Consider the following 14,375-nt stretch of genomic DNA (forward strand, 5'->3'; position numbering starts at 1 on the left):
ATTCGCTTTGCGTAAGTTATCGGTAGCTAAGTAAACATCACCTTTATTATAATACCAGGCACGTACTTTAGGAATTTTTATACCGTTCACGGTAATCATCTCTGAAAGAAGAATGTACTCGCCATCATTTTTACTTTCATCATGAAAGAACTGATATACCTCCATGGCGTAGGTTTTAGGGTCAAAATAAAAATACCAAGTATCATTACCTACTTCTTTTTCATACGTAGCTTTTAATACTAAATACTCCTTTCCCTTAAAAGTCTTCTTAATTACGTTATTATCTATTATTGTGCCCTTATCTTTTAATTTCATAGGAAGACCATATAGATAGGTATAATAGTTTTTCATCATCTTGGCGCGGTCACAGCTAATATTCAAGCTATCCTTGATCTTTGGAAATATAGAAGTACTGCCGTTTAATTTTAGGGTACATTTACCATTGTCCAATTCAGATTCAATTGTGTAATTGTTTTTTTTGACTGTTGTTTTAAAATAATTTTTTGGAAGCTTCATTTCAATAACAGTATTACGTGGACTGTTTTTTGGGCTTTCCATTTCAATCAGCATTTTTCCTTTAAAACTAGACCAGTTGTTTTCTGGGTCGTGATAGGCAATGGCACGTTCCAATAATTGAGTTCCGGTGATTTCTTGTGCATAATTTAATACTCCTTGCAGCAAGAAAATCGTTAGCAAAACATATTTCATAAAACGTGTTTTTTAAAGTGTATCTCTTTTAGTCTAATGTTGCCGGTTTAACATCTGCATCATGTTCCTTATAATACAGTTCCAGTAAATCCATGGTAGCTGTCATTAAATCTTTAGTTTCAAGTAAGATCGTGAAGTATAATGTCGTGTTTTTAGGGCTAGATTCCTCTGACCTTGTACGCTCTACCTGTGCGCTAATTTTTTGAGAAACCAAATCGTATAATTCTTGCTTATTGTTGAGTATGTTACCAATTTTTTCGAATGATCTCTCTTCAAAAGCGTGATAAGTATTATCTAAAATCTCGGCTAGTTTAATATCTATTTGTTTAAGCTCTTTTATTTGGTTGTACTTTAATTTCTTGTGGTTATTGTTCACATGTTTATGGCTTACTTTACCAATGTATTCCAATGATTGTGAAATATCCGTTAAGTGTCCCATGGCATTAATGTAGAAATTACTGGCACCAATGTGGGCTTCTTCTAGATTTTTAATGAAATAGAAGGTATGATTTCTTAGATCCTCAATTTCGTTTGCCAATTTGGCGCCTTGCTTCTTGTTTTTTTGAAGTGAGCTGAGGTCTTGTTTTGCTAGTCCGTTTATTGAGTTGGAATAAATTTTATTCGCTCTTTTTACAACGTTGGCAATGTTTTTTGCACTTTCTTCAATTACACCTTGTATAGAGCTACTTTCTGCACGCTCTAATATTTCCTCTTCTTTGGTTTCTTTTAATTTTTTGGTGTGAGACAAATAGTTTTTGCCGATTAGAACAAAAGCAAATACCAATAAGATACTTATGGCATAAATACCTCCTAAATGAATAATGTAAGCTATGATGGCCGCAGCTACGAACGCTACGATAGCCGTAAAGAACCAACCGCCAATAACATTTAGAACACCGGCAACTCTGTATACGGCACTTTCAGAACCCCAAGCTCTATCTGCCAATGACGTACCCATTGCTACCATAAAAGTTACGTATGTAGTAGATAAGGGCAATTTTAACGAGGTAGCCAAAGAGATCAATACACTGGCCACCATTAGGTTTACAGAAGCCCTGATAAGATCAAAAGCGGGTTGGTCTTTTGCCTTTGCCTTTTGTGCATATGATGTTGGCTTTATAAATTGAGTGTCAATTTTCTTTTGTAATGAAACAGGAATTAAACTGTTCAAATTTTCAGATGCAATTATTGAAAATTTAACTATTTGTCTTGATAAATAGTTTGGCTCAAAACGTTCGTCACCTTCGTCCTGTCTAGATAGGTCAACACTTGTTTTAACTACATTCTTAGCTTTTGAAGAAAACCATAATGTAACTACCATGATAACCCCAGAAGCCAACAATAGGTATGTTGGGGTTTGTACGGCAACCGCTAATCCTTTCATATTATAGTCGGAAGCTAACTGACCAGAAGCGGACCAACTTTGAAATGATTCATATGCAGCTAAAGGAACACCAATAAAGTTTACCAAATCATTACCTGCAAATGCCATGGCCAGGGCAAAGGTGCCCAGAATTATAATGATGGTATAAATATTCCATTTCATGAAAGTTGTGGCAAACCATGATAGTGCAAACCATACAAAGAAATTTCCCAATAAAAATAATTCAGGATTATTACCAATGAACATGGTAGCTTCAGGGCTTAATATTGAGGTTCCCTTAAGCCCTTTGATAAGGATAAAATATATAATTGCCGTAATGGCCATACCACCAAAAATTGCACCAACCCACTTTGGTTTTTCGTTGAACTTGAAGGAGAGTAATATTCTGGTAATAAATTGTACAATTGCTCCAATGGTAAAGGCTATGACCACGGATAAAAGTATACCAATAATAATCTCCGTTGCCTTATCTGTATTTATATAATTTGAAAGATGGGTGAAATTGCCGTCTCCCGAATAAATTTTTACCAATGATATGGCTACGGCGGCACCTAACAGTTCGAAAACGATGGACACTGTAGTTGACGTGGGCATACCCAAGGTGTTAAAGAAGTCCAGTAGTAGAATGTCCGTTATCATAACGGCCATAAAGACAATCATGATTTCTGCGAAGACAAACTCAGATGGATTGAAGATTCCTTTTCTCGCTACTTCCATCATTCCGCTTGATGATACCGCTCCAAAGGCGATGCCTACACTGGCTACAAGCATTATGGTTTTAAAGGAAATTGCTTTAGACCCTATTGCTGAATTTAAAAAATTGACGGCATCATTACTAACACCAACAATTAAATCTGTTATGGCTAAAACCGCCAACGCAATAATCATGAATAAATATATGTTCTCGCCCATCAAAAATTTAAATAAGGAACAAAAATGACATTATAAATTATCATTAAGGTTAAAATAAGGTTATGAAGTTAATATCGTATACTTTACATAGATTTTTACCTTTGCAAAGAAACTACGTTTAGTGGATGAAAATACTAATTTCTTTTCTAAAAAGAATTTTTGTTTTAACATCAAAATCATTTACCTGATAGAAGAGTTTGTAAATGGTAATTGACGCCGCCCTAATTTTAGCTTGTTTTATTAGCTGCTAACTTTAAAGTGCTTTCAGTGGTGGCGCTAACTTTGGCCGTAGAAGGTAGTGCTATTCTTTTGGCATATAATGTTTCCAGAATTTCCGTTTGCTCACCTTCATTTACCGTAATTTCCAAGTGCATAGGTTCATAGCCTACAAACTGAATTACCATGTTGTGGGTGCCCACGGCTACATCGTTAAATTCAAAATTGCCCCTAAAATTGGTTTGAGTAGAATATGCAGCGTTGTCCATACTTACAGAGGCCATTAATAACGGCTCGTTAAAAAACTCGCCGTCTAAAACTTTACCTCTAATTGAACTGGTTTCTTGTGCAAATGACAAGGAAGTTATTACAAGAGCAAATAGAACAAATAATTTCTTCATTGGTTATTTATATTCTAGTGCAAAGAAAGAAAGCTAAGGTTAAGTTAAGGTTATCATAGGTTTATGAATATATGTTTTAAAGGTTAAGATTCTGGTGTATAATTGTTTATCGCAGCCAATGCTTTCGGTATCGAAATGAGTAAATGGCGTATCTTGCAAACTTTAAATTAACGAACATGAATTGGGAGCAGTTACTTTCTTTACGAAGACAAGGCGATAAGAACAAAAGATTAAGAAATGAACAAGACGAAACAAGGTTGGGTTTTGATGTTGATTATGATCGTATTATCTTTTCTTCTGCTTTTAGAAGTCTACAGGATAAAACCCAAGTAATTCCATTATCTAAGACAGATTTTGTTCATACAAGATTGACCCATAGTTTAGAGGTATCAGTGGTCGGTAGAAGTCTAGGTAGGTTGGCAGGGAAAAAAATTATTGAAAAACATCCCTATTTAAAGGAAGTTCATGGCTATCAGTTTAATGATTTTGGAGCTATTGTAGCCGCCGCAGCTCTGGCACATGATATTGGAAATCCTCCTTTTGGCCATAGTGGAGAAAAAGCTATTGGTGAATATTTTAAAACTGGTAACGGATTAAGGTTCAAGGAACTACTTTCTGAGGTGGAATATCAAGATATTATCGATTTTGAAGGTAATGCCAACGGATTTAGATTATTGACCCAAGATAGAGCGGGAGTTTCTGGTGGGCTTCGTTTAAGTAATGCTACCTTGGGCGCCTTTATGAAATATCCTAAGGAGTCCCTGCCTAAAAAACCTACAAACCATATCTGCGATAAAAAATTTGGATTTTTTCAAAGTGAAAAATACATATTTGAAGGAGTTGCGGAAGATTTGGGTTTACAAAGTAGAAGTGCCGACGGAAGCATTTCTTACAGCAGACACCCGTTAACCTTCTTGGTAGAGGCCGCAGATGATATTTGCTATACCATAATTGACTTTGAGGATGGTATAAATTTGGGACTCATTTCTGAGGATTATGCTTTGGAATACCTTATAAAATTGGTAAAGAATTCCATAAATACCAAAAAGTATAATTCTTTGGAGTATATGGAAGATAGGCTTAGCTATTTGCGTGCCTTGGCCATAAATACACTGATACAGGATGCAGTTTCTATATTCATTGAAAATGAAGAAAGTATCTTGAACGGTACTTTTGATGTTTCATTACTGGAAAAAAGTAAATTCAAAGCACAAATTGAGGATATTATAAGTTTAAGCGTTCAAAAAATCTATCAATCTCAAGAAGTTGTGGAAAAAGAAATAGCGGGTTATACCATTATTTCTGATATTCTAGAGGTCTATATCAACGCCTTGATCGGCAAAAAGAACAACAATGCCTCTAACTACCATAAACTTATATTAAGGACCTTACCTGGGTTTTATAGAGAAACAAATGTATCGTTATATCAAATTGTATTGAATACCTGTTGTTACGTTGCTAGTCTATCTGATAGTGCTGCAGTACATATGCACAATAAAATCAAGGGTAAAACACTTTAGAAACCATATAGAATACCTACGCCCAATACTTGTTTAAATTGAATCTTTGGTACACCAGGGTTTACTATAGTGCCGTTATCGTTTTTGACCACATCAAAAAGAATATCGTCATCATAAATCATTTGTGTGCCCAAACTCGTACTAATAAATTTATTGACCTTCATGTTAAGGGTAAGCTCCCAATCAATATCAACGTTTCCAAAGCTTTTTATGTAATCTGTATAAAGATTCAATCTACTTTTCATTTCAATATTATCCGCTATGGTATAATTAAAATTGTTGGTAATCAAAATACCTAGTTCTAATAAATGATTTTCACCTGGTGTAATTACATTGCCATCTGCATCTAAAATGGCTTCTTGAACACCAAAAGCCCCATTGTCAGCCAAATCTTGATCTAATACAAAGGTTGATTTTTGTGTCAATGGTGATAGGTAAAGATTAAATTTTTCATCTTTTGTAATATAGGACGTACCTGCACCGAACAGTAAATAACCAGGTGCCATAAATCTTGATATGGGCGTGTCTCTGTCAGGGTATTTATAACCGTTGGAAAATTGTGTGTTAAAGTTTAATTGAACCGAATAGAACCACCTACTATCATTGTCTTTTTTGAAACCTAAGTTAGAACTTAAGCGGATTACATCTTCGGTTTTTCTAAGTTTACGCCCTTCTTGGGCATTTAATCCGTAGCGTAATTCTAATTTATTATCCCATTGAAAATTATTGAATTTATACTTTCTTGCAAATTTTAAAAAACCTAGCCCACTTATGGCATTGTCACCACCTGCATTCCAGTTTACAAAGGCCACTTCACTGATGTTTATGCCAAAACTATTTTCCGTTTCCCAAAAAGAAGGAACTCTAAAACGTTGAAAACCTTTCTGTAGGGTTTTTGTCTTTTTAAAGTCGATATTTGGTATTTGAAGGTTGACATCTTTTTTGGGAGTATAAATTTTGTCTACCGTTCTGCGAATTACAATAGTGTCAATGGCAACGCTATCTACGGTTACACTGTCTACAATAATTGGCGCCGGTATTGTGTCTTGTGCAAATGCTAAAGAAGTTACCAAAAGAAATAACGCAATTGAAAGCTTAAGCGATTTAAAAACCATCATTTTCATAGAAATTGTTGTACATATTGTTTTACGGACATCTTATCTATTCCTGCTTTTTTATACAGTTTTTCGGTGGCACCGTGTGTAATAAAGACATCAGGAATGCCAAATATCTTAATTATTTTATGGATTCCAATATTATTTGCATATTCTAACACACTACTTCCAAATCCTCCAATGGCAGAACCGTCTTCTAGTGTAATAATATGATTGAATTTCTGAAGTATTTCTTTCAATAGATTAGAATCCAAAGGCTTTATGAAAGGGAAATTATAATGGGCTATTGCATCGGGTCGGTTTAGTTCTTCTATCATTTCAGATATCATATTGCCGATCGGTCCTGTACTTAAAATTGCAATTTTATTTCCCTTCTTTAATTCTACAGCTTTACCTATGCTCAGTTTTTTCATTGGTAATTGCCAATTCAACATCTTACCTCTACCGCGCGGATATCTTATTGCAATAGGATTTTTTAGTCCTAACTGAGACGTATACATGATGTTTCTTAATTCTACTTCGTTCATAGGAGAAAAAATAATCAGGTTGGGAATACATCTTAAGAAAGAAATGTCAAATACGCCATGATGTGTAGGTCCGTCCTCACCTACTAGACCTGCGCGATCTAAACAGAAAATAACAGGTAAGTTTTGTATAGCTACATCATGGATTACCTGATCATATGCACGTTGCAGAAAAGTGGAGTAAACATTACAGAATACAACTAAACCATCCGTGGCCATACCTGCAGCTAAGGTTACCGCGTGCTGTTCTGCTATGCCCACATCAAAAGCACGTTCTGGAATTGCTTGCATTAAAAATTTTAGGGAACTGCCTGTTGGCATTGCAGGAGTTATACCTACTATTTTAGTATTTTTTGTTGCAAGTTCTACTAAAGTCTTACCAAATACATCTTGGAATTTGGGTGGCTCGGCAATACTGTTCTTTTTTTGCAATTCGCCCGTTTGCTTATCAAATTTACCTGGGGCATGGTAGGTAACCTGATTTTCTTCTGCCTTTTGCAGGCCTTTACCTTTGGTGGTAATGACATGTAACAATTTAGGACCCTCAATTTTTTGTAATCGTTCCAATTCTTTTATTAAGGTAGGTAGGTCATGGCCGTTTACAGGCCCTGAATAATGAAAATTTAGGCATTCAAAAATATTCTCTTCTTTTGCGGTACCAGTTTTTACATTGGTCAAATATTTTTTCAATGCACCAACACTAGGGTCAATTCCCATGGCATTGTCATTAAGTACTATTAAAATATTGGCATTGGTAACACCTGCATGGTTTAAACCTTCAAAAGCCATACCGCTGGCTATAGATGCATCGCCTATTACCGCAATATGCTGTCTTCGAAATTTTCCTTGTAGTTGGGCGGCTAAAGCCATACCCAATAAAGCTGAAATAGAGGTAGAGCTATGCCCAGTGCCAAAAGCATCATATTCGCTTTCTTGCATTTTAGGAAATCCGCTTATACCACCAAACTGACGGTTGGTATCAAAAATATCTTTTCTACCGGTCAGTATTTTATGACCGTAAGCTTGGTGGCCAACATCCCAGATGAGTTTGTCCACTGGGGTATTGAAAACGTAGTGTAGTGCAATGGTCAGTTCCACAACACCTAAGCTCGCACCTAAATGGCCTTCTTTTACAGAAACAATGTCAATTATAAACTCACGTAACTCACTAGCCAATTGCTCTAAATCTTTTTCTTTTAGAGATTTAAGATCGTTGGGCGAATTGATATGTTCTAGTATTGATTTCAAGCTGTGCATATAATGAAGACAAAAATACTTTTTTAAAAATGAAACTATCGTATTTTTGAACCTATGGTTCTACCCTACGACGATACTTATTTTATGAAAAAGGCACTTCAAGAAGCAGCATATGCATTTGAAGCCGGTGAAGTGCCCGTTGGTGTAGTTATTGTAGTGCAAGATAGGATTATTGCAAGGGCGCATAATCTAACTGAAAAATTAAACGATGTTACGGCACATGCAGAAATGCAGGCAATTACTTCGGCCGCTAATTTTTTAGGTGGAAAATATTTAAAGGACTGTACGCTATATGTAACGTTAGAGCCATGCCAAATGTGCGCCGGGGCGCTTTATTGGAGCCAAATAGGAAAAATTGTTTACGGAGCAAAAGACTTGCAACGCGGATGCGGGGCAATGGGAACTACCTTACACCCAAAAACCAAAATATTGGGGGGTATTCTTGAAGAAGAAGCGGCAAGCCTATTACAGCAGTTTTTTTTAAAAAAAAGAAAGTAGTGGCTTGGGTATAAACGAATAACCACGCATAAGCGTGGTTATATATTTCTATAAAAGAGATTTATAGTACTTGTATTTGACCGGCAACAGTACCTTTTCTTCCTTCTTCCTCTTCATAACTCACTTTGTCGCCCTCCCTAATTTCCGTGCCATGTAAAGCGGTGGCGTGAACAAAAATATCTTTTCCAGTTTCTTCGTTGGTTATAAACCCATAACCTTTAGATTCGTTGTAAAATTTGACGGTACCAATCATTGTATTGAAATTTAAATATTAACATTCTAATTTAATATTTTTTCCTGTTGATTGGTAGAAAATAAAGGAATTAATTTTATGGAGTATCTTGATTATCAGTGTTTCTAGGCTTTTTTCCTTGCATTTTTCTCACATTCTCATCCGTAAGCATGTAATCATTGAACTTTTTGCCCCTGCTTTCCTTTATCAAGAAAAGTGGCATTGCCAATAAAAATAGACCCAATGTGCCGGAACCAATGTATTTATGTGACAAAGCTTCTTGACTCACATCTAACGTGAATCCGTAAATAATTAATCCTAAGGATATTAAAACTATTATGCTAATAATATATTTCATCTTTTGTTTCTTAGTTAACAGCCTTAGTATTAGGCTGTTTATTTGGTAAATTGTATTAATTCTCTTCGGTAAGCGGTCAGTAATTTTGATTTTGATACAAAGCCCATGTATTTTCCGTCCTTTACCACCGGTAGGTTCCATGCGCCGCTATCTTGAAATTTTTGCATTACTATTTGCATACTGTCCAGCCCGTAATAGATATGATCCGGTGCTTTGTGCGTAAAGGTTTCAACTTTTATGGTATTGTACAGTTTGGTGTCGAACATAAACTCCCTAATATCATCTAACAATATAATACCTAAAAATTTATGATGGGCATCAACTACAGGGAATATATTTCGGGTAGATTTTGCAACGGAATCATGTAACATTTCCCCTAAGGTCATCTCTGGGTGTACCGTTTTAAAATTGGTTTCTATCACGGTGTCTAGATCCATAAGGGTAAGTACGGCTTGATCTTTGTTATGGGTCAACAATTCACCACTTTCTGCCAGTTCTCTGGTGTAAATGGTGTAATCTACCGTGTTTTTTGTAATAATGTATGAAATCGATGCGGTAATCATTAAAGGAACAAACAAGGCGTAACCACCAGTTATTTCTGCAATAAGGAAAATAGCCGTTAAGGGTGCATGTTGTACACCTGCAATTAAGCCTGCCATGCCTATTAATGTAAAATTACTTTCCGATACTGAAAATCCCAAGCCCGAATTATTGATCAGTTTAGCTACTACATTTCCTAATGCGCTACCCATGACCATGGTAGGAATGAAAATTCCACCAGCTCCACCGGCCGCTAACGTAGTGGTCATTGCTACAGCTTTAAAAATGGTGATGCCGAACAGTAATGCAATAACGATCCAAATATTATCAATGTAATTGTCAAAAGGGGTTTTTCCCAAGGCATTTATATGGTCTCCTTTTAGCAAGTCGTTAATAAAGGAAAAACCTTCACCATATAACGGAGGTATGAAATAAAGCATAATTCCAATAGCCATACCGCCTACTAAAAGTCTGTACTTTGGACTCTTCAATGGTTTAAACAAGTTGATAATGCCAAAATACATTTTAGTAAAATAGATAGATGCAACGGCGGTACCAATGCCTAAAACAATGTAGAATAGTGTGTCTTTTACTTGGAACGGTTCATTGATCGAGAAATTGAACAATACTTCATTGCCCATAAAGAAGTAGGAGGTAAGTACGCCACTTATGGATGCCAATAATAATGGTAGCATTGATATCATTGTAAGGTCTAGGCTAAATACTTCTACCGCAAAAATTATAGCCGCAATGGGCGATTGAAAAATGGATGATATTGCACCTGCCGATGCGCATGCAATTAATAAGGACCGTGTTTTTGAATTGATATGGAACAGTCTCCCTAAATTTGAACTTATTGCTGCCCCCGTTGCCACTGCAGGACCTAATAACCCCACCGAACCACCAAAACCAACAGTTAAAGGTGCAATGATCAATTGAGTGTAAACTTGCTTTACGGCAATTCTGCCTTTGTTTTTAGATAATGAAAATAGTATTGAAGAAACAGCATGGTTAAGTTTCTCTTTATGAACGTATTTTACATATAAATAGACAAAGGTTAAGCCTAGAATAGGCAGAATAAAATAGAGTTGATTGCTCGAAAATATAATTCCTTTCTCTAAGGATGCTTCAATAAAATAAGTAATGTTCTTAAGTGTTACCGATGCTAAACCGGCCAATAAGCCAACAACAACACTTAAAATGTAAATAAAGGTCTTTTGTGAGATGTTCTTATATCTCCACTTATAAATACGCCTTAAGAAATTGTTCGTTTGTATGGGCATTGTATAACCATATCATTAGTAGCCATCAAAGGTATTTAATTACTTGCTATGATTTTTGATTTAAGTTCTTCTAAATCCTCAAGGTAAATTTGACGAAGTGTTTCAACATATGCTCTATTGTTATAATAGCCGTTGTTAAAATCTACAATGGCATCTTCGATCATATTTAAAGCCGCTTTTTTGTCGCCTTCGCTCCGTAATAGCTGCGCCTTGTAATATTTGGCATCTGCAGAGTTGGTGAAGTATTGAATGACTTTGTCAAAATTCTCATTTGCTTTCTCTATGTTATCAGATTCGTAGTAGGCTATACCTCTATAAAGAAACGCTTCTAATTCTACCCAGTCTTCACCGGAATCTTCAGTTTCTCTGGTAATATGTTTATCCCAATATACAATAGAGTTCTCATAGTCTTTAGCGCCTAAGTAAGCAATACCACGCCAAAAATCTACACTATGCCCTTGTGGATAATCTAAATACGGAGTTAACGAATCTGATGCATTAAAATCTGCAATAGCTTTTTCGTAATCTCTGTAGAACCATAAGTAGAGATAGCCTCGCCATGGAATTCGTTGTTCAGGATTTAATACTACCGCTTTGTTATATTGTGGAAGCCATTCATTGGGTAGACCTCGTTTTAAATCGGCTACAGAAAGTTCATAAACCCCAGGTTCAAAGGTTGGGTCTATTGAAACAGCTTCAGCAATACCATTTTGAAAAGCAACTGAGCCTTGCATATAGAAAGTAGCATCTTTAAACCTTTCTTCGGCTAGGGTTCTTAGTTCTTTTGCGTTGTCACTCTTTTCACAGGAAATAAATAACAAGAACGTAAAACTACTAAGGAATAATTTCGACCACTTTTCCATTTTCTATTCGCTATGAAACGTACATGTAATAATTACTAGAATCTTCTTGAAATTCAAGAGCATTCCAGTTTTGGGGCATTGCAGTAAAATTTAAAAGAGAATCTACCATTTTTGTATTTAATTCTTTTTCCTCTAAATCTAAATTCATTTGAATGATTTCAAACCAACCTGGATTTCCTTCGCAATTCACTAAAAAACGAAAATTTAAATACCCTGAATCATCAAAAGTATCTCCTAGGTAATATTTTACCAAGTTTTTTCTGAACTGACTTTTGGTATTTGCGTAAGCATTTAAACCCGCTCCACTATACGTATGATAAATATTGCCATCATCACATAAAGAATAGACATCATTTAGTAATGCTTTCTCCTGATCAATATACCCTATATAGTTTTTATAAGGTTTGTCGGTGGTATCATAAGCTTTTTCGAACTTGTAGTAAAAATACCCAGCAAAAACACTTAATATGAGCAGAATGCCCAATATACTAAACAATAAAATTTTTATCCATTTTTTCACAAAGTGAATTTAACAAAAAATACCTTACATGGATATTACTTCTTTTATTGTAAAAATTGAAGCCAGTGAAGAACAAAAAATCCTGCACTTGGGCAGGATTTTTAATTATGTAGGGAAATCAAGAACGGTTATTCTTGTATATTTAACTTTAAGTTCAATTCTTTTAATTGTTCGTCGTCAATTGCTGCAGGGGCATCGATCATGACATCTCTACCACTATTGTTTTTAGGGAATGCAATGAAATCACGTATGGTCTCTTGTCCGCCCAAAATAGCTACAAGTCTATCTAAACCAAATGCCAATCCGCCATGTGGTGGTGCACCGTATTGGAAAGCATCCATTAAGAATCCAAATTGTGCTTTTGCCTCCTCGGGAGTAAAACCTAAGTGTTTGAACATGGTTGCCTGTGTTTCTTTATCATGAATACGAATAGATCCGCCGCCTATTTCATTACCGTTCAATACTAAATCATATGCATTGGCACGTACTGCACCTGGATCAGTATCCAATAATTCTAATTGACCTGGTTTTGGCGATGTAAATGGGTGGTGCATGGCGTGGTAGTGACCCGTTTCTTCATCAAGTTCCAATAATGGGAAATCAACTACCCATAATGGAGCAAACTCATTCGGCTTTCTCAACCCTAATCTGGTGGCCATTTCCATACGTAGCGCACTTAACTGTGTTCTTGTTTTATTGGCGTCGCCGGAAAGAACGCAAATAAGGTCGCCTGGTTTAGCACCGGTTTCCTCAGCCCATTTTGCTAAATCTTCTTGGTCGTAAAATTTATCTACGGTAGATTTAAAGCTTCCGTCTTCATTACACTTTACGTACACCATTCCATTAGCACCCACTTGTGGGCGTTTTACCCAATTTACCAAGGAATCTAATTCTTTTCTAGTGTAAGTTGCTGCACCAGGTACCGCAATACCTACAACTAATTCAGCGGAATTGAATACACCAAATTCTTTATGTTGTGCTACAGCATTTAATTCCCCGAACTCCATCCCAAAGCGAATATCTGGCTTGTCGTTCCCATATTTAGACATGGCTTCGTCATAGGTCATTCTTGGGAATGAGTCTATTTCAACACCATTAACTTCTTTTAAAAGGTATTTGGTCAAGTTTTCAAATACATTTAAAATATCTTCTTGCTCTACAAAAGCCATTTCGCAATCTATCTGTGTAAACTCTGGCTGCCTGTCCGCACGTAAATCTTCATCCCTAAAACACTTTACAATTTGAAAATATTTGTCTAAACCACCAACCATTAGCAATTGCTTGAAGGTTTGTGGCGACTGTGGCAATGCATAGAACTGCCCTTCGTTCATACGGCTAGGTACAACGAAATCACGAGCACCCTCTGGAGTAGATTTTATTAAATACGGAGTCTCCACTTCTATAAAGCCTTCGCCAGATAAAAACTTACGGACTTCCATAGTTACCTTACTTCTAAAAATAAGGTTGTTTTGTACCGGTTTTCTACGGATGTCCAAATACCTGTACTTCATTCGCAGGTCTTCACCACCATCGGTTTCATTCTCAATAGTGAACGGCGGAGTCTTAGATTCGTTCAAAATGGTTAATTCAGAAACTAAAACTTCTATATTACCTGTTGGAATGTTGGCATTTTTTGATGCTCTTTCAATAACCTCACCTTTTATTTGAATAACAAACTCTCTACCTAAGTTTCTTGCTTGCTCCAATAATTCTTTAGAAGTACGATCTTCATCAAGCACTAATTGTGTTATACCATAGCGATCACGTATATCTACCCAAACAACAAAACCTTTATCTCTTGTTTTGGAAACCCACCCAGAAAGGGTAACTGTTGTACCAATATGTGATTCTCTTAATTCCCCGCAGGAATGGCTTCTATACATAATACTTGCTTTAATGAAAGGGCAAATTTAAGAAGTCTATTTCATAGTAGGTCTATATTAAATGCAGGTTTTACTCGATGACCGGTTTTATGAAACAACCTTTGTAAATAAGGTTAATGTACTGATAAATAGTTTCTTATGTTTACAATGTTAATTTAATG

13 protein-coding genes are annotated in these 14,375 nt (G+C 35.9%); 2 read left to right on the forward strand and 11 right to left on the reverse strand.

Annotated elements, in window-relative coordinates; translation table 11 throughout:
- The 3 genes from QZ657_RS05240 to QZ657_RS05250 form a co-directional block, all read right to left on the reverse strand.
- Positions 1 to 708, reverse strand: a 708-nt coding sequence (locus tag QZ657_RS05240) for a DUF6503 family protein (protein WP_291965422.1), incomplete at its 3' end; no start/stop codon positions are given.
- A gap of 28 nt (positions 709 to 736) precedes the next feature.
- Positions 737 to 3,004 (reverse strand): inorganic phosphate transporter, encoded by a 2,268-nt coding sequence (locus QZ657_RS05245; protein WP_291962924.1) that lies wholly within the window; start codon positions 3,002 to 3,004, stop codon positions 737 to 739.
- A 227-nt stretch (positions 3,005 to 3,231) separates the two neighbouring features.
- Complete coding sequence (locus QZ657_RS05250) at positions 3,232 to 3,621, reverse strand: carboxypeptidase-like regulatory domain-containing protein (protein ID WP_276470373.1); 390 nt, start codon at positions 3,619 to 3,621, stop codon at positions 3,232 to 3,234.
- Between the two features lie 176 nt (positions 3,622 to 3,797).
- On the opposite strand from QZ657_RS05250, the gene QZ657_RS05255 reads away from it, so the two are divergent.
- Positions 3,798 to 5,141, forward strand: coding sequence for a deoxyguanosinetriphosphate triphosphohydrolase (locus QZ657_RS05255; protein WP_291965475.1), 1,344 nt, complete (start codon positions 3,798 to 3,800; stop codon positions 5,139 to 5,141).
- Here the strand turns inward: QZ657_RS05255 and QZ657_RS05260 are convergent.
- On the reverse strand, positions 5,138 to 6,259 hold the full coding sequence (locus QZ657_RS05260) for a DUF3078 domain-containing protein (protein WP_366010095.1): 1,122 nt from the start codon (positions 6,257 to 6,259) through the stop codon (positions 5,138 to 5,140). The genes QZ657_RS05255 and QZ657_RS05260 overlap by 4 nt on opposite strands.
- Positions 6,260 to 6,261: 2 nt before the next feature.
- Positions 6,262 to 8,037, reverse strand: coding sequence for a 1-deoxy-D-xylulose-5-phosphate synthase (locus tag QZ657_RS05265; RefSeq protein ID WP_291965424.1), 1,776 nt, complete (start codon positions 8,035 to 8,037; stop codon positions 6,262 to 6,264).
- Positions 8,038 to 8,091: 54 nt separating this feature from the next.
- On the opposite strand from QZ657_RS05265, the gene QZ657_RS05270 reads away from it, so the two are divergent.
- On the forward strand, positions 8,092 to 8,535 hold the full coding sequence (locus QZ657_RS05270) for a nucleoside deaminase (RefSeq protein WP_291965425.1): 444 nt from the start codon (positions 8,092 to 8,094) through the stop codon (positions 8,533 to 8,535).
- Between the two features lie 61 nt (positions 8,536 to 8,596).
- Here the strand turns inward: QZ657_RS05270 and QZ657_RS05275 are convergent, their stop codons facing one another.
- From QZ657_RS05275 to aspS, 6 genes are all read right to left on the reverse strand, one after another.
- On the reverse strand, positions 8,597 to 8,788 hold the full coding sequence (locus QZ657_RS05275; protein ID WP_276470369.1) for a cold-shock protein: 192 nt from the start codon (positions 8,786 to 8,788) through the stop codon (positions 8,597 to 8,599).
- Between the two features lie 76 nt (positions 8,789 to 8,864).
- Positions 8,865 to 9,125 carry a hypothetical protein gene (locus QZ657_RS05280; protein ID WP_276470368.1) on the reverse strand — a complete coding sequence of 87 codons (261 nt, stop codon included), beginning with the start codon at positions 9,123 to 9,125 and terminating at the stop codon, positions 8,865 to 8,867.
- A gap of 38 nt (positions 9,126 to 9,163) precedes the next feature.
- On the reverse strand, positions 9,164 to 10,948 hold the full coding sequence (locus QZ657_RS05285) for a chloride channel protein (protein ID WP_291965426.1): 1,785 nt from the start codon (positions 10,946 to 10,948) through the stop codon (positions 9,164 to 9,166).
- A 35-nt stretch (positions 10,949 to 10,983) separates the two neighbouring features.
- On the reverse strand, positions 10,984 to 11,811 hold the full coding sequence (locus QZ657_RS05290; protein WP_291965428.1) for a tetratricopeptide repeat protein: 828 nt from the start codon (positions 11,809 to 11,811) through the stop codon (positions 10,984 to 10,986).
- A 10-nt stretch (positions 11,812 to 11,821) separates the two neighbouring features.
- Positions 11,822 to 12,331, reverse strand: a complete 510-nt coding sequence (locus QZ657_RS05295) for a hypothetical protein (protein WP_291965431.1) — start codon at positions 12,329 to 12,331, stop codon at positions 11,822 to 11,824.
- A gap of 128 nt (positions 12,332 to 12,459) precedes the next feature.
- Positions 12,460 to 14,214 carry an aspartate--tRNA ligase gene (gene aspS, locus QZ657_RS05300; RefSeq protein WP_291965433.1) on the reverse strand — a complete coding sequence of 585 codons (1,755 nt, stop codon included), beginning with the start codon at positions 14,212 to 14,214 and terminating at the stop codon, positions 12,460 to 12,462.
- Positions 14,215 to 14,375: the final 161 nt, after the last annotated feature.

The organism is Maribacter sp. (assembly GCA_020629415.1).
GTDB classification, from domain to species: domain Bacteria; phylum Bacteroidota; class Bacteroidia; order Flavobacteriales; family Flavobacteriaceae; genus Maribacter; species Maribacter huludaoensis.